We start from the raw sequence: 16,424 nt of genomic DNA, 5'->3' as shown, positions 1-16,424 counted from the left end.
AGGGGTGGCCCGGCGCGCATCGAGTTGCATCACGTTGTTGGCGATGAAGAGGCTGTAGTAGCGGTAGGCGACCAGGTAGATGGCCACGGCTGCGACGACGATCCAGAGGGCATTGATCGCCTCTCCTCGGCGCAATGCCACTACGCCCAGGGCGCACGCCCCTAAAATGGCCAGCAGAAGCCAGGGGATATGGCGCAGCAGGCTATTATTGTTTTTCATTTTTTTATTCCAGCCAGGGGTGGACAAGAAAGACAGCTATCAAAGTTTAGCTCTAACGACAGCAAAGGCCATACCCGACATTCGTCTGTCATCGGCGCAACGGTGACGATGACGCTTCAGTTGGGTCTATAGTCAGTGAATCTTCAGAGGGATTGGGCAATGAGCGAACGTCGCCGCTTCGTACGAATCGAGTTTCATGCCAGGACCGAACTGAGCCAGGGCCAATACATCTGGCCGGTCAAACTGCTGGATCTGTCCCTGAAAGGCTTGCTGATCGAGAAGCCCGAGCCATGGCTCGGCGACCCCGAGGAGCCCTTTGAAGCCGATATCCACCTGGGCAAGGACGTCGAGGTAAAAATGGAGGTTCGGCTCGCCCACAATGACAACGGTCACCTGGGGTTTGTCTGCGAACATATCGACCTGGACTCCATCGCACACCTGCGCCGGTTGGTGGAGTTGAACCTGGCCGATCACGACGAGCTGGAGCGGGAATTGGCGGCGTTGATCCAGATCTGACAGGTTCGCAGCCAACCGGTTACTCGAACAACGCATCCAACGCCTGTTCCAAGCGCGTCACGGCAATGATCTGCAAACCTGCCGGCGCTTCCTTCGGCGCATTGCCCTTGGGCACGATGGCGCGCTTGAAGCCATGCTTGGCCGCCTCCTTGAGTCGTTCCTGCCCGCTGGGCACCGGTCGGACTTCGCCCGACAGGCCGACTTCACCGAACACCAGCAGATCGTGGGGCAACGGTCGATTGCGCAGGCTGGACATGACCGCCGCCATCAACGCCAGGTCGGACGCGGTTTCCAACACCTTTACCCCGCCCACCACGTTGAGGAAAACGTCCTGGTCGTGGGTAGGAATCCCCCCGTGTCGATGCAGCACGGCCAGCAACATGGCGAGCCGGTTCTGATCCAGCCCCAGGGTGACCCGACGCGGATTCGCCAGGTGGCTGTCATCCACCAGCGCCTGCACCTCCACCAACATCGGTCGAGTGCCTTCCCAGGTTGCCATGACCACGCTGCCCGGTACTTCTTCCTGGGCACGCGTCAGAAAGATCGCAGAAGGATTGGAGACCTCTTTCAGGCCCCTGTCGGTCATGCCGAACACACCCAGCTCGTTCACGGCGCCGAAGCGGTTCTTCACCGCCCGCAACAAACGCAGGCGACCATCGGACTCGCCCTCGAAATACAGCACGGTATCGACCATGTGCTCCAGCACCCGCGGCCCCGCCAGCGCGCCTTCCTTGGTGACGTGGCCCACCAGGAAGATCGCCGTACCGCTCTGCTTGGCGTAACGCACCAGCAACGCCGCGCTTTCGCGCACCTGGGACACTCCGCCGGGCGCCGATTGCAATTGCTCGGTGAAAATCGTCTGGATCGAGTCGATCACCATCACCTTGGGCTTTTCCAGGCGCGCCGTGGCGATGATGGTTTCGATACAGGTCTCGGTCATGACCCGCAACTGATCCTGGGGCAGCCCCAGGCGGCGGGCGCGCATGGCGACTTGCTGCTGGGACTCTTCGCCAGTGACGTACAGTGCCGGCATGCGTGCGGCGATGTTGCACAAGGTTTGCAGCAGGATGGTGGATTTGCCGATACCGGGGTCACCGCCGATCAGGACCACCGAGCCGTCCACCAACCCGCCACCCAATACGCGGTCCAGTTCACCGGACGCGGTGGAAAATCGCGGAATCTCCTCGACGCTGACTTCGGCCAGGGTCTTGATCTGCGCCTGCTGGCCGGCCCACCCGGTGCGTCCGGTGGGCGCCGCGGCACCGCCGCTTTCCACCATGGTCTCGGTCAAGGTGTTCCAGGCGCCGCACTCACCGCACTGGCCGGCCCATTTGGGAAAGGTCGAGCCGCACTCGGTGCAGCCGTACATGCGCTTTGCCTTGGCCATCTGAACTCCGGGAGAAAAACAGCGATGATAGCCCAGCTGGTGGCCGGTACGGTTAATTCGAGTGCACGAATCAGGCGCGGGCCACGAGGGTTCAGCGCGGGGCCGGCATTCTGATTTCACCCCGGGCCAGGTCCGTCGCGGTATTGCCCAACGGGTCCTGGGCCTGGAGGTCGGCGCCCTTGGCCTTCAAGGCATCGAGCAGTTCCGTACGCTTGAACAAACCGGCGTACATCGCGGCGGTCTGTCCGGCGCCATTGCGTTGGTCAGGGCTGCAATCAGTGGAGAGCAAGCGCCGGGCAATCTGCACCTCGCCCTTGAAAATGGCGCCCATCAACGCCGTGTTGCCGCGCTTGTCCTGGACACAGGCATCCGCCCCCGCGGCCAGCAGTCGTTCCACCGCCGGGCCATGGCCGTGATAAGCCGCCAGGATCAGGGCCGTGTAGCCCTTCTCATCCTGGGTATTGAGCGAATAATGAGCGTCGATAAAGGCATCGAGCATGGACACGTCACCCCGACGGGCGGCGTCGAAATAATAGCTTTGCAGCTCCTCTTGTACGGCTGCCGGGTCGGTCGGCAAGGCCTGATCGGCTAACGCCGACAGTGACCCGGTGGCGAGCAGCAAACACAGGAAATAGCGCTTCATGGTGCCTCCTTTTGACACAGAACTGTGGGAGCAAGCCTTGCTCCCACAGGGCATGTACCTGCCAGATCAGTCGGTCAGTTTTTCCGCCAGCGCCTTGACGCGAGCCAGGTCACCCTTGGCGACACGGGCCACGCCGGTGCCATATTCCGGATCGGCCTTGTAGAGGAACGACAGGATGATGTGCTTGCTCTCGTCATCGGTAGTCGCCAGAGACCCACCGAAGCTTTCGATCAGGTCATTGCGTTCCTTCTGGTTGAACGAGCGGTACAGGTCGCCGGCCTGCTTGAAGTTCTGCTCACGCTGGATCTTCGCCTGCTGGGTGTTGCCGCTCAGCGCGGTCTGGCTGTAGCGGGCCGACTGCAGTTCTTCGCGGGGCATCAGGCGGCTCGGCTGGTAATTCACACCGGTGCTGGTGCTCCCCGGGTTCATCGCGCCATCCTGGTTACCGGTGTTCACTGCCACCTTGGGGGCGTTGATCGGCAATTGCAGGGCGTTGGCCCCTATCCGGTACATTTGCGTATCGGCATAGGAGAACACACGCCCCTGCAACAGACGATCCTCCGAAGGCTCGATGCCTGGAACAAGATTGGCCGGAGCCATCGCCACCTGTTCGGTTTCCTGGAAAACGTTCGCCGGATTACGGTTCAAGACCATTTGTCCGACTTTACGCTCAGGCACGCCCGGCCAGATCTTGGTGGCATCCAGCGGGTCGAAATCGAACTTGGACAAGTCCTGCGGATTCAGGACCTGGACATACAAGTCCCACTTCGGAAAGTCGCCCTTGTTGATATGACTGACCAAGTCGTTGGTCATGTGGCTGTAATCCTGCCCCTGAACCTTCACAACTTCTTTCGGATCGAGATTTTTCAGACCCTGCAAACTTTTCCAATGAAACTTGACGTAATGGACTTCACCCTTGGCATTCACCAACTTGTAGGCGTGCACGCCATTACCGTCCATTTCACGATAACTGGCCGGCGTACCAGAGTTGGAATACAGCTCCGTCAGAGTTCGCGTTGCCTCGGGTACATGAGAGAAGAAGTCGAAGCGACGTGAATCGTCGTCCAGATTGGTCCGTGGATCGGGTTTGAACGCATGGACCATGTCCGGAAACTTGATGGCATCACGAATGAAAAAGGTCGGAAAGTTATTTCCCACCAGATCCCAGTTACCGTCGGCCGTATAGAACTTGGTGGCAAAGCCACGGGGGTCACGCAGGGTTTCCGGCGAATGATTGCCGTGCACCACGGCAGAAAAACGCACGAACACGGAAGTGGCCTGCCCTGCCGCAAAGACTTTTGCCTTGGTCAAGTCACTGAGGTCATTGGACACCGTGAAGGTACCATGGGCGCCGGTGCCCCGGGCGTGTACCACACGCTCCGGGATGCGCTCACGGTCGAAACGCTGGAGTTTCTGGATCAGTTGCACGTCCTGCAACAAGGTCGGCCCATTGGGGCCTGCCGTCTGCGAGTTCTGGTTGTCGCCAACGGCCGCCCCGTTGTCGCGGGTCAGGGTGGCAGCGTTGACGGAAAAGGACAGTAGGCCAGCGGTCAGCACAAAAAGGGCGCGACGTTGGGGGAAAGTCCCGCCGCCAAGGGAGGTGTTCATAGCATTTCCTCTGATGTTATAGAGCGCATCCATGTGCGCTTGTCAGAGGCTAGTGCTCGAAAAAGCAAAACCTAAATAGAAATGCCATACCGCGTTGATAGAAAAAACCTTGTAGGGAGTCCGATTGAAAACGCGTATCGCGCGCGATTGATGGCACTTTGTAAACTTTTAGCGGGACGCCAGGTCGATAGCTGGAAGCTTTGTAAGTAGACGTGTCGAGCGGGACGCATCTGGCTGAATTACACTGCCATTCAAACTCATCTGTCACAAGGAACAACTCATGGGCATGCTAAACGAGTTCAAGGCCTTCGCGGTCAAAGGCAATGTCGTCGACATGGCCGTCGGGATCATCATCGGGGCTGCTTTCGGCAAAATCGTTTCGTCATTTGTGGGTGACGTGGTCATGCCTCCGATCGGTCTGCTGATTGGCGGAGTAGACTTCAGCGACCTGGCCATCACCCTCAAGGCTGCCCAAGGTGACGCACCGGCGGTGGTGCTGGCCTACGGCAAGTTCATCCAGAGCACCATCGACTTCATCATCGTCGCGTTCGCCATCTTCATGGGCGTCAAGGCAATCAACCGGCTCAAGCGTGAAGAGGCCGTAGCCCCAAGTGCGCCGCCGGTGCCGAGCAAGGAAGAACTGCTGCTGAGCGAGATTCGCGATCTGCTCAAGGCCCAGAACGAAAGGCCCTGAGCGGTCTTTGCTGGAGTAGTTCGTCACTGAGCGCTGGCTATCAGCAGCCCTGACTTGGGGCTGCTATGCAGCCCAGCGGGCGCAAGCTCCCTCGCCACAAGATTCCTGCTAGGTACTCGCGTCCTGTTTCGCAAACAGTATCTGCGACACAGAACACCAGCCTACCAATAGTTTTCCACCGCCACCTGGCCCGGCCGCCGGGAAAGGCTCAGCTGCAGGCCCCTGGCCTTGAGCAGCTTGCGCGTGTCATCGATCATCTGCGGATTACCGCACAACATGACCCGCGAATGCTCCGGCGTCAGCGCGACCCCGGCCGCTCGCTCCAACTCGCCATTTTCAAGCAGCGCAGTGATGCGTCCGTTCAGTGCCCCGGGATGCGGCTCCCGGGTCACGGTCGCGATAAAACGAAACTTATGGGCATGCTCGGCCAGGTAATCGCGTCGGCCCAGCCCTTCGATCAGGTCCTGGTACGCCAGCTCCTTGGCCTCGCGAACGCTGTACACGAGGATGATCCGCTCGAACCTTTCCCAGACCTCGAAATCCTGGAGAATCGAAAGAAACGGCGCCACCCCCGTCCCGGTGGACAACAACCATAAATCCCGTCCATCAACGAAGCGGTCCAGCGTCAGGTAACCAAATGCCTGGCGATCCACCAACAGGCTGTCGTCCGGTTTCAAGCGGCTGAGTTCACTGGTGAACTCGCCATTCGGAACGACGATGGAAAAAAATTCGAGAAATTCGTCGAACGGTGAGGACACCATGGAATAGGCCCGCCAGACGGTATCACCGTCCGCCTTGACCACCCCCAGCCGGGCGAACTGACCCGCCCGGAAACGAAAGCCACGGTCCCGGGAGGTACGCAAGGTAAACAGATGGGAGGTCAATGGCTGTACGTCCAGCAGGGTTTGACGGGTGAATTTCTCTGCGCTGTCGGTCATGAGCCACTCCAAAGGGACGAGGATCACAGTCTCCCGCAAAGTGAGCGCCTTAACCACTGACAATGAGTAGTGGCATTTTAATTACAAGTACCCACTCCCTGTTTGGAACATATACCAAAGCTATACAAATATAAAAGACTTGTAACAGGAACAACGCCTCGGTGCTTTTTCGTAAATACCGCCTGAATTCAGTGAAATTAAAAATTCTAACTACTGCGTAGGAAAAGTCCTACACTGTGCTTTCGCACCAGATTGGATCCACGTAGTTGAACGTCAATCCAGGAGAAGACGATGGACAAGTGGAAGGACTTACAGTTAAGGAAGTTATCTTGCGAAAAAGATCTGCAGACAGCCTATCGTCTGGTCCTTAATTTCTTTAATAATCAAGGGTTTGAATTTTGCGCATTCGTGTCTTATCTCGGTAGCCCGGATAAACACGCCAGCAAAGTGAATCTGAATAATTATCCTTATGGATGGGACAGACTATATGAACAGAATGGTTACGCCTCCTGCGATCCAGTAATAGCACACTGCAATCAATCGCCTCTTCCCATCCTTTGGGACGAGAGCCTTTTTGCCCAGGCACCGAAGTTATGGCTCGAGCTGAATCGACAAGGTCTCAGGTATGGTTGGACACAAGCCGTTCATGACGAACATGGAGGTTATTGCAGTCTGTTCAGCCTCGCTCGGACTCACAGTCCTATCGATATCGAGGAGCATTATGGGAATCTTGGCTACGCCATTTTCGCCAGTCAGAGACTGCATGCGCTGGCGAGCAGGAAAATGACAGACACCACGGCGCCCCTGCAGAAATGCCATCTGTCACCGAGGGAAATAGAAGTACTGAGATGGTCCGCCGAAGGGAAGACCGCATCGGAGGTCGGCAGGATACTGTGCCTTTCCGAACGTACGGTGAATTTCCACGTCTGCAGTTGCATGCGAAAGCTGAACGTCAGCAATAAGATTTCAGCCGTGGCCAAGGCGGCTCACATTCATGTGATCTGATACGGGCCCCCTCGTCGACGTCGAAAACCCTCGGGTAATGCGCAGCAAAAAAAAGTACCATCACGGCCCCACTTGAATGATGTCGCCCTCAGCCCCCCGACGCAGTTCATTCAGGCGGCCCCGCTGAAACACCTGCCTCAGGGCAGCGGGACATTCGTCGATTGCCAGAGTCCCAACCATGCCTTTGCTTGCCAGTCCCTTCGCTCAACTCGATCTGATCCGCCAACCCGAACAGCCGAACGAACCGCTGCAAGCTTTCGATGCGGCCGATGAGTACCTGCTCGCCTACCTGGCCGAGCAACAACCGACTGCAAACACCCGGGTCCTGGTGCTCAATGACAGTTTCGGCGCCCTCGCCGCCAGCCTGGCCGGCCAAGTACAGGTGATCAGCAGCAGCGACTCGTTCCTGGCCCTGCAAGCGCTGCAGAAGAACCTGGTCCGCAACGGGCGTCCCTTCGATGCGGTGCCGACGTTGCCGGCCAGCGCGCCGTTGACCGGGCCCTTTGACCACGTCCTGATCAAAGTGCCGAAGACCCTGGCCCTGCTGGAAGAACAACTGATTCGCCTGCAAGGCCAATTGGCTCCCGACGCCCAGGTGGTCGCTGGCGCGATGATCAAGCATCTGCCCCGGGCTGCCGGCGACCTGTTGGAGCGTTACATCGGCTCGGTGCAGGCGTCACTGGCGGTGAAAAAGGCTCGCCTGTTGATCGCCACGCCGCAAGCCGTCTCGTCAGCCCCCCAGGTATCCCCCTACCCCACCCGCTACACGCTGGACGAGCCGAAGATTGAATTGCTCAACCACGCCAACGTGTTCTGCCGTGAAGGACTCGATATCGGCACCCGAGCGTTCCTGCCGCATCTGCCAGCCAACCTGGGGACAGCCCAGGTCGCGGACCTGGGATGCGGCAACGGCGTGCTGGCCATTGCCAGCGCCCTGCGCAACCCCGACGCCCGCTACACGTTGGTGGATGAGTCCTTCATGGCCGTGCAATCGGCCACCGAGAATTGGCGAGCCGCCCTGGGCGAGCGCGAGGTCACCGTACGGGCCGGCGATGGTCTGGCCGGGCAACAGGCGCAGTCGCTGGACGTGGTGCTGTGCAACCCACCATTCCATCAACAACAAGTGGTAGGTGATTTCCTGGCCTGGCGGATGTTCCAGCAGGCCCGTGAAGCGCTGGTGGTCGGCGGCGCGTTGTACATCGTCGGCAACCGGCACCTGGGCTATCACAGCAAACTGGCGCGACTGTTCCGCAGCGTCGAGCAAGTGGCCGCGACCCCGAAGTTCGTGATTCTCAAGGCTCGGAAATAACTGGCGCGGTGGGGGCAACGTTGCTCCCAGCGGCCTATCAATGGGTGGTCAGCCCCGCGGCATTCATGAACATCCGCATCAGGCTGGCGACGATGAACAGCGCCAGCACACTGCCCACCCAGATTCCCGCCAGCCAACCGAGACGCTGCCAGAGCGGCTTGCGTTCGGCGGCTTCGATGTCTTTCAAATCCGGCTTGGCCATTTCACCTCCCGCAGCTCGATCAATGGTAACCGTCGTCATGGGTCACCTTGCCCCGGAACACGTAGTAGCTCCAGAAGGTGTACACCAGGATCAATGGAATGATGAACAGCGTGCCCACCAGCATGAACCCCTGGCTCTGGGGCGGTGAGGCGGCGTCCCAGATCGAGATGGACGGCGGCACGATGTTCGGCCACAGGCTGATGCCCAGGCCGCTGTAGCCGAGGAATATCAGCACCAGCGTCAAGATGAACGGCGTGTAGTGCGCATTGCGGGCGACCGCGCGGAATAACCCGTACATGGTCACCAGTACCAGGATCGGCACCGGCAGGAACCAGAACAGATTCGGCAGGGTGAACCAGCGCGCGGCGATATCGGCGTGGGCCAGCGGTGTCCAGAGGCTGACGATGCCGATCACCGCGAGCACCACGAACGCCAGCGGGCGGGCGAGGTCATGCATCTGCTGCTGCAATTTGCCCTCGGTCTTCATGATCAGCCAGGTACACCCGAGCAAGGCGTAGGCTGCGATCAAGGCCAGGCCACAGAACATGGTGAACGGCGTGAACCAGTCCAGGGAGCCGCCGGCGAACTGGCGATTGACCACCTGGAACCCGTCGATGAACGCGCCCAGCGCCACGCCCTGGAAGAACGTGGCCGTCAGCGACCCACCAATGAATGCCTTGTCCCAGAGATGCCGCTTCTCGGCCTTGGCCTTGAAGCGGAACTCGAAGGCGACACCGCGAAAGATCAGGCCGATAAGCATCAGGATCAATGGCAGGTACAGCGCCGACAGCACCACCGAGTAGGCCAGCGGAAACGCCCCGAACAGACCGGCACCGCCCAGCACCAGCCAGGTTTCATTACCGTCCCAGACCGGCGCCACGGTATTCATCATCACGTCGCGGTCGCGCTCGCCCTTGATGAAGGGGAAGAGAATGCCGATCCCCAGGTCGAAACCGTCCATGATCACGTACATCATGATGCCGAAGATGATGACCACGGCCCAGATCAGCGGAAGATCAATACCCATGACTCAATTCCCCTTGTTCGAGCGGTCGTTGTGGTCCATCTCTTCGTCGCCCTCGTTGGCGGCCGACAATGGCCGCGCCGGGGTACGTTTCTGGCCCGGGCCGCCATCGGTCGGCTCGGCCTCGTGGGCCACCGGCCCCTTGCGCACCAGGCGCATCATGTAACTCAGTCCGGCACCGAACAGTGCGAAATAGACCACGACGAACAGCACCAGGGTGATGCTCATCTGAGCGAAGCTATGCCCGGACGACGCATCGGCCGTGCGCATCAGGCCGTAGACCACCCACGGCTGGCGGCCGATCTCGGTGGTGAACCAGCCGGCCAGGATCGCGACCAGGCCGGACGGCCCCATCCACAACACCAGGTGGAGGAACGGCCGCGATTGATAGAGCCGGTCGTTGCGGCGCAACCAGAGGCTGCACAGGCCGGTGAAAATCATCAACAGCCCCAGGCCCACCATGACCCGGAACGACCAGAACACGATGGTCGAATTCGGACGGTCTTCAGGCGGGAACTCCTTGAGGGCCGGTACCTGTTTGTCCAGGCTGTGGGTCAGGATCAGGCTGCCCAGGTAAGGAATCTCCACGGCGAAGCGGGTTTTCTCCGCCTTCATGTCCGGCAGGCCGAACAGGATCAGCGGCGTAGGCTCGTTGCCGACGTTTTCCCAGTGACCTTCAATGGCCGCGATCTTCGCCGGCTGATGCTTGAGGGTGTTAAGCCCGTGGAAGTCGCCAATGACTGCCTGTATCGGCGCCACCACCAAGGCCATCCACATCGCCATCGACAGCATGCGGCGGATGGCCGGGTTGTCGCGCCCACGCAGCAGATGCCAGGCCGCCGATGAGCCGACGAAGAACGCCGTGGCGACAAACGCCGCGGTGGACATGTGCAGCAGGCGATAGGGAAACGAAGGGTTGAAGACCACCGCCAGCCAGTCCACCGGGATGACCCGGCCGTCGACGATTTCATAGCCCTGGGGCGTCTGCATCCAGCTGTTGGAAGACAGGATCCAGAACGTCGAGATCAGCGTGCCGATCGCCACCATGACCGTGGAAAAGAAGTGCAGGCCTCGGCCGACACGACTCCAGCCGAACAACATCACACCGAGGAAGCCCGCTTCGAGGAAGAACGCCGTGAGCACCTCGTAGGTCAGCAGAGGCCCGGTGACGGCGCCGGCGAAGTCCGAGAAGCGGCTCCAGTTGGTGCCGAACTGATAGGCCATCACCAACCCGGACACCACCCCCATGCCGAAGTTGACGGCAAATATCTTCGACCAGAAGTGGTACAGATCGCGGTACGTATCGTCGCGGGTCTTGAGCCACAAGCCTTCGAGCACCGCCAGGTAACTCGCCAGGCCAATGGTGATAGCCGGGAACAGGATGTGGAACGAGATCGTGAATGCGAACTGGATCCGGGCGAGATCGAGCGCCTCCAAACCGAACATAAGTCTTCCTCTATCAGGTAAAACCGGCTGCGGGTGGGGCCTGCATCACGTCCCCTCGGATATGGAGTGCGATGCCTTTCAAATCGTTCTTTTTAAAACCGTCACGACGCAGGTATCTGGCCAAGTGGCCGCCAGGCCAACACCCGGACGGGTGTTGATCTGGATCAAGCAATGTTCAAAGAGTAGTCGCATTCCTGCCGATGAACGGCGTGGTCTTTTGTCGCGTGACAGGTTGACTCAGTGGCTGGCAACGCTGTTTCAGCTTGGCTGAGCTACAAATTTGTGGGAGCAAGGCTTGCCCGCGATGCAGGCACCTCGGTCTCGGGGGTACTTCGAACAGCATCTCGAGCAAGCTTTGCTCCCACAAGAAATTCGCTGCTCCACCATAGATCGATGTTTGGCTAACTATTTTTCCGCTGGTCGCAACTTCCGGTTACAGCTCGGTGATAATCTCAATGCCTTCATCACTGGACCCGTCATCGATGCCCAGCCAAGCGCCAATGCTGCTCCGCCACCACCGCCCCTTCATCGCCTTCTGGCTGGCCCGGATATTCACCGCCAGCGGTTTTCAGATGCTCACCGTCGCCATCGGCTGGAACCTCTATCAACTGACCGGCAACGTCCTGGACCTGGGGCTCGTCGGGCTGGTGGAGTTCGCGCCGCGGGTGCTGTTCATGTTGCACACCGGGCATGTGGCGGACCGCTATGACCGGCGCAAAGTCGCGGCCCTTTGCCAGTCGTTGCAGGCGATGATCGCCCTGGCCCTGGCGATCGGCAGCGCTACCGACAACGTCACGCGGGAGATGATCTTCATCCTCGCCTTCCTGCTGGGCGCGGCCCGCTCCTTTGAAATGCCGACCACCCAGGCGCTGCTGCCGAGCATCGTGCCGGCCACGCTGTTTCCCCGTGCCGTGGCCGCCGCACAATCGGCCCAACAATCGGCGACCATCGTTGCCCCGGCCCTCGGCGGCCTGCTGTATGCCTTCGGCAGTGTCTGGGTCTATGGACCGACCGTGGTGCTCTACCTCATCGCCTGCAGCCTGATGCTCAACCTGCCCGCTCGCCAGACGCCGCTGAACAAAGGCAAGGCGACCCTGGATTCATTGCTGGCCGGGATTCGTTTCATCCGCAGCCGCCCGGACATTCTTGGCGCCATTTCCCTGGATCTGTTCGCGGTCCTGCTGGGCGGCGCGACGGCGCTGCTGCCGGTGTTCGCCAAGGACATCCTGCTCACCGGCCCCTGGGGCCTGGGCCTGTTGCGCTCGGCCCCGGCGGTCGGTGCCCTGCTGATGTCACTGTGGCTGGCGCGGTTCGCCGTGGAACGCAAGGTGGGCCGGGTGATGTTCACCGCCGTGGGCGTGTTCGGCGTTGCCACCATTGCGTTCGGTCTCTCCACGTCGTTCTGGTTTTCCCTGGCGGTGCTGGTGGTCCTGGGCGCGGCGGACATGATCAGCATGGTGATCCGCGCGTCCTTCGTGCAATTGGAAACACCGGATGAGATGCGGGGCCGGGTCAGCGCGGTGAACGGGCTGTTCATCGGCGCATCGAACCAGTTGGGCGAATTCGAATCCGGCCTGACCGCCCACTGGTTCGGCACCGTGCCGGCGGTGGTCATGGGCGGTGTCGGTACGCTGTTGGTGACCGGGGCCTGGATCAAACTGTTCCCGACCCTGGCCAACCGCGACCGGATGCATGAGCCGGTGGGCGACGCTAAAGCAGCTTATCCAGGGTGATGGGAAAGTCCCGGACCCGCTTGCCGGTGGCGTGATAAATCGCGTTGGCCACGGCCGCTGCCACGCCAACGACACCGATTTCACCGACGCCCTTGGAGCCCAGTGCATTCACGATGTCGTCCGGTTCCTCGACGAAAACCACATCGATGTCACCGATGTCGGCGTTCACTGGCACATGGTACTCGGCCAGGTTGTGGTTCATGTGGCGCCCCAGGACATGGTCGGTCAGGGTCTCTTCATGCAACGCCATACCGACGCCCCAGACCACGCCACCGAGGATCTGGCTACGGGCGGTTTTCGGGTTGATCACCCTTCCTGCCGCAATGGCACTGACCACCCGATTGACCTTCACCGTCCCCAAGTCCTCGTCCACCCAGACCTCGACGAACACTGCCGAATGCGTGGCGGTGGCATAGGCCTGGCGCTTCTTGTCCGGCTCGGAAGTCACCTGGACCTGTAACGGCGTTTCACCACTGTTCTGCGCCAGCTCCGCCAACGACACGCAGGCATCGCCCAGGCGCAACTGACCATCGGCAAACGCCACTTGCTCAAGTGTCGCGCCGCTGAAGGCCGGACAGGTCTGCCGGGCCACAGCCAGCAGTTTTTCCTTCAGGGCTTCACACGCCTGCTGCACTGCGGTGCCCACCGACGAGACGGTGAACGAGCCGCCTTGCAGCGGCGCGGTAGGCAGGGACGAATCGCCCAGGATGAAACTGACATTTTCCAGGGCAACCCCTGACGCCTCGGCGGCGATCTGAGTCATGACCGTGTAGGTGCCAGTGCCAATGTCCGTGGTGGCGCTGCTGACGGTCAGCTTGCCATCCGCCGCCAGCGACGCCTGGGCGCTGGCCTTCTGCTGCATCGCTTCCCAGACACCGCCCGCCATGCCCCAGCCCACCAGTTGCCGGCCTGTGCGCATGCTGCGCGGCTCCGGATTGCGCTTGTCCCAGCCGAAACGCCGGGCGCCCTCGGCGTAGCATTCGCGCAGCGCCTTGCTTGAGTACGGCTTGCCTTCGTTCTCGTTACGCTCGGCATAGTTGATCAACCGCAACTGGAGCGGATCAATCGCCAGGGCACAGGCCAGCTCGTCCATGGCGCACTCCAGGCCGATCAGCCCGAGGGCTGCACCGGGCGCGCGCATGTCCAGCGGTGTGTAGACATCCAGCGGTACCAGTTTGTAGGTCAACGCCACGTTGTCGCAGTGATAGAGCATGCCGCTCCACTCCACCACGTGCTCGGTGAAGTCTTCAAAGCGCGACGTCTGGCCGATGGCAGTGTGCGCCACGGCCAGCAACCGTCCATTAGCGGCAGCGCCCAATTGCAGGCGCTGGAAGGTTCGCGGCCGATAACCAAAGGTAAACATTTGCTGGCGCGTCAGGCTGACCCGTATCGAGCGCTTGAGTGCCAGCGCGGCCATCACCGCCAGGGGCAGCTGGTATTGCGGCCTCAGACCGGAGCCGAAGGCACCGCCGACAAACGCGGCGAATACGCGCACCTGCTCTTTCGCGAGCCCGAACACCTTTTGCACGTAGGACTGGCAGTTTTGCGTGCCCTGGGTCTTGTCATGGATGTGCAGGCTGCCGTCAGGTTGATACAACACGGTGCTGGCGTGGGGCTCCATCGGGTTGTGATGCTCCACCGGCGTGCTGTAGGACACATCCACATTGATCGCGGAGCTGGCGTACTCACCCTGAAAATTCCCACGAGGCTTGGGCAGTTCAGCCGGTGCCGTATGGGCTTCGTTTTGCAGGACGGTCAGATCGGTCTGATGGTCCTGGGCTTCATATTCGATTTCAATGAGTGAACCGGCGTATCGGGCCAGTTCGAGATTTTCCGCAACCACCAGGGCCAGCGGCTGGCCACTGTAGAGCACCTGGTCGTTGTACAAGGGCCGGAACGGCGAGCCGTCCGCGGCGTCGGCATCCTGGTAGGGCTCGTCATAGCTGGCGATTTTGGGCCGGTTGGTATGGTCGATCACCGCGACCACACCAGGCAATGCCAGGGCTTGGGAGGCATTGATTCGCACCACTCGGCCACGGGCGACGGTGCCGGACACGACGCTGCCGTGCAACAGTCCGTCCTCGGGATATTCCCCCGCATAGCGGGCCTGGCCTGTCACCTTGAGCAGGCCATCGACCCGGTCCAGCGGCTGCCCTATGGGTTTGTTCGGTGCATTCATCTGGCTTCTCCTCCCAGTGCGGCATCGCTCAAGGCGCGAATGATCGCCCGGCGCGCCAGCCTGACCTTGAAGCCGTTGTGTGCCAACGGCTCAGCATGCTGCAACAGCGCATCGGCGGCGGCCGTGAAGGTTTCGCGGCTGACGGTCTTGCCAGCCAGCCAACTCTCCACGGCCCGGTCGCGCCAGGGTTTGTGGGCCACGCCACCCAAGGCCAGGCGCGCCTGGCGGATGACCGGCCCATCCAGCTCCAGCGCTGCCGCCACGGAAACCAGCGCAAACGCGTAGGAAGCCCGGTCACGAACCTTCAGGTAATGGCTGTGTTCGGCAAAACCGGCGGCAGGCAACTCGATGGCGGTGATCAGCTCATCATCGGCCAATTGATTGTCCCGCTCCGGTGCATCGCCGGGCAGGCGGTGGAAGTCTGCGAACTCGATAGTCCGTGCCCCGCCTCGACCGAGGACATGGACCACCGCCTCGAGGGCGGCCAGCGCGACACACATGTCGGAAGGGTGGGTCGCCACGCAATGGTCGCTGGCGCCAAAAATCGCGTGGTTCCGGTTCAAGCCGTCCCGCGCCGGACATCCACTGCCGGGTCGACGCTTGTTGCAGGGCATGTTGGCGTCATAGAAGTAATAACAGCGAGTGCGTTGCAGCAGGTTGCCACCGGTGCTGGCCATGTTGCGCAGCTGCGGCGAGGCGCCCGCCAGGATCGCCTGGGACAACAGCGGATAGCGACGTTCGATCCACGGATGCCAGGCCAGGTCGGCATTGCTCACCAAAGCACCGATCATCACGCCGCCGGAAGGCGTTTCACTGAGGTCCGCCAGGGGCAGGCCGGTAATGTCGATCAGGTGTGCGGGACGGGTGAGGTTTTCTTTCATCAGGTCCAGCAGGTTGGTACCGCCGGCGATGAAGCGTGACGTGGGGCTCGACAAGTCGATGGCCGCCTGCACGGTGTCGGGCTTACTGTAATGGAAGGGGTTCATTGGTCATCCCCCTGCTGCTGGCATTGCGGCAGTGCTTCTTCGATGGCGTCACGAATGTTGTTGTAGGCGCCGCATCGACACAGGTTGCCACTCATCAGCTCGCTGATTTCTGCGCTGCTCTGCGCCCTCCCCTCGTTGATCAGCCCCACCGCCGAACAGATCTGCCCAGGTGTGCAGTATCCGCACTGGAAGGCATCGTGCTTGATGAACGCCTGCTGCAGGGGATGCAATCGATCGCCATCGGCCAAGCCTTCAATGGTGGTCAGCTCGACGCCGTCGCACATCACCGCCAAGGTCAGGCACGCGTTGATGCGCTTGCCATCGCGCAGCACGGTACATGCACCGCATTGGCCGTGGTCACAGCCCTTCTTGCTGCCCACCAGGTCCAACTGCTCGCGCAACAGGTCCAGCAGCGTAGTCCAGGGCAACACCTGCAACTCACGCACTTGCCCATTGAGAGTCAGACGGATCGGATGACGGACGAAGGACGCCTGCGTCGCTTCGGACAGGGTCGCGCTCATGGAACACCTCACGG

General features: G+C 60.8%; 16 protein-coding genes. 5 read left to right on the top strand and 11 right to left on the bottom strand.

Annotated features, from left to right (window positions below):
- The coding region (locus FGE05_RS25590) for a carbon starvation CstA family protein (protein ID WP_306669527.1) at positions 1-219 on the bottom strand (219 nt) is incomplete at its 3' end.
- Between the two features lie 159 nt (positions 220-378).
- Between FGE05_RS25590 and FGE05_RS25585 the strand changes: the two genes are divergently transcribed.
- The gene (locus tag FGE05_RS25585) at positions 379-735 is read left to right on the top strand and encodes a PilZ domain-containing protein (protein WP_139649323.1); all 357 of its coding nucleotides are present in this window, start codon (positions 379-381) and stop codon (positions 733-735) included.
- Between the two features lie 19 nt (positions 736-754).
- Here the strand turns inward: FGE05_RS25585 and radA are convergent, their stop codons facing one another.
- From radA to katB, 3 genes are all read right to left on the bottom strand, one after another.
- Positions 755-2,122, bottom strand: a complete 1,368-nt coding sequence (gene radA, locus FGE05_RS25580) for a DNA repair protein RadA (RefSeq protein WP_139649321.1) — start codon at positions 2,120-2,122, stop codon at positions 755-757.
- A gap of 91 nt (positions 2,123-2,213) precedes the next feature.
- Positions 2,214-2,765, bottom strand: a complete 552-nt coding sequence (locus FGE05_RS25575) for an ankyrin repeat domain-containing protein (RefSeq protein ID WP_139649319.1) — start codon at positions 2,763-2,765, stop codon at positions 2,214-2,216.
- A 66-nt stretch (positions 2,766-2,831) separates the two neighbouring features.
- Positions 2,832-4,373, bottom strand: a complete 1,542-nt coding sequence (gene katB, locus FGE05_RS25570; protein WP_139649317.1) for a catalase KatB — start codon at positions 4,371-4,373, stop codon at positions 2,832-2,834.
- A gap of 280 nt (positions 4,374-4,653) precedes the next feature.
- Here katB and mscL point away from each other — a divergent pair, with 280 nt between their 5' ends.
- Positions 4,654-5,067, top strand: a complete 414-nt coding sequence (gene mscL / locus FGE05_RS25565; RefSeq protein WP_139649315.1) for a large-conductance mechanosensitive channel protein MscL — start codon at positions 4,654-4,656, stop codon at positions 5,065-5,067.
- A gap of 161 nt (positions 5,068-5,228) precedes the next feature.
- On the opposite strand, the gene FGE05_RS25560 is transcribed toward mscL, so the two are convergent.
- Positions 5,229-6,005 carry a ferredoxin--NADP reductase gene (locus tag FGE05_RS25560; RefSeq protein WP_139649313.1) on the bottom strand — a complete coding sequence of 259 codons (777 nt, stop codon included), beginning with the start codon at positions 6,003-6,005 and terminating at the stop codon, positions 5,229-5,231.
- A 291-nt stretch (positions 6,006-6,296) separates the two neighbouring features.
- On the opposite strand from FGE05_RS25560, the gene FGE05_RS25555 reads away from it, so the two are divergent.
- Together FGE05_RS25555 and FGE05_RS25550 are read left to right on the top strand one after the other, a co-directional pair.
- Positions 6,297-7,010, top strand: coding sequence for an autoinducer binding domain-containing protein (locus FGE05_RS25555; protein ID WP_139649311.1), 714 nt, complete (start codon positions 6,297-6,299; stop codon positions 7,008-7,010).
- 178 nt (positions 7,011-7,188) lie between these two features.
- Complete coding sequence (locus tag FGE05_RS25550) at positions 7,189-8,319, top strand: class I SAM-dependent methyltransferase (RefSeq protein WP_139649309.1); 1,131 nt, start codon at positions 7,189-7,191, stop codon at positions 8,317-8,319.
- Between the two features lie 37 nt (positions 8,320-8,356).
- Here the strand turns inward: FGE05_RS25550 and FGE05_RS25545 are convergent, their stop codons facing one another.
- From FGE05_RS25545 to FGE05_RS25535, 3 genes are read right to left on the bottom strand one after another with little or no spacing between them, the layout of a single operon-like run.
- The gene (locus FGE05_RS25545) at positions 8,357-8,521 is read right to left on the bottom strand and encodes a DUF2474 domain-containing protein (protein WP_069018334.1); all 165 of its coding nucleotides are present in this window, start codon (positions 8,519-8,521) and stop codon (positions 8,357-8,359) included.
- 19 nt (positions 8,522-8,540) lie between these two features.
- Complete coding sequence (cydB, locus tag FGE05_RS25540; protein ID WP_041023280.1) at positions 8,541-9,548, bottom strand: cytochrome d ubiquinol oxidase subunit II; 1,008 nt, start codon at positions 9,546-9,548, stop codon at positions 8,541-8,543.
- A 3-nt stretch (positions 9,549-9,551) separates the two neighbouring features.
- On the bottom strand, positions 9,552-10,991 hold the full coding sequence (locus FGE05_RS25535; protein WP_139649307.1) for a cytochrome ubiquinol oxidase subunit I: 1,440 nt from the start codon (positions 10,989-10,991) through the stop codon (positions 9,552-9,554).
- Positions 10,992-11,473: 482 nt separating this feature from the next.
- On the opposite strand from FGE05_RS25535, the gene FGE05_RS25530 reads away from it, so the two are divergent.
- On the top strand, positions 11,474-12,724 hold the full coding sequence (locus FGE05_RS25530) for an MFS transporter (RefSeq protein ID WP_139649305.1): 1,251 nt from the start codon (positions 11,474-11,476) through the stop codon (positions 12,722-12,724).
- Here FGE05_RS25530 and FGE05_RS25525 read toward each other — a convergent pair.
- The 3 genes from FGE05_RS25525 to FGE05_RS25515 are packed head-to-tail and all read right to left on the bottom strand — an operon-like array spanning position 12,702 to position 16,410.
- Positions 12,702-14,903, bottom strand: a complete 2,202-nt coding sequence (locus FGE05_RS25525) for a xanthine dehydrogenase family protein molybdopterin-binding subunit (protein ID WP_139649302.1) — start codon at positions 14,901-14,903, stop codon at positions 12,702-12,704. The genes FGE05_RS25530 and FGE05_RS25525 overlap by 23 nt on opposite strands.
- Positions 14,900-15,889, bottom strand: a complete 990-nt coding sequence (locus FGE05_RS25520; RefSeq protein WP_139649300.1) for a xanthine dehydrogenase family protein subunit M — start codon at positions 15,887-15,889, stop codon at positions 14,900-14,902. The genes FGE05_RS25525 and FGE05_RS25520 overlap by 4 nt, the downstream gene beginning before the upstream one ends.
- Complete coding sequence (locus FGE05_RS25515; RefSeq protein ID WP_139649298.1) at positions 15,886-16,410, bottom strand: (2Fe-2S)-binding protein; 525 nt, start codon at positions 16,408-16,410, stop codon at positions 15,886-15,888. Before FGE05_RS25515 ends, FGE05_RS25520 begins: the two co-directional genes overlap by 4 nt.
- Positions 16,411-16,424: the final 14 nt, after the last annotated feature.

Origin of the sequence: Pseudomonas sp. ICMP22404 (assembly GCF_006227205.1) — a bacterium.
Lineage (GTDB): Bacteria > Pseudomonadota > Gammaproteobacteria > Pseudomonadales > Pseudomonadaceae > Aquipseudomonas.
This window is presented reverse-complemented; position numbering and strand designations above follow the sequence as displayed.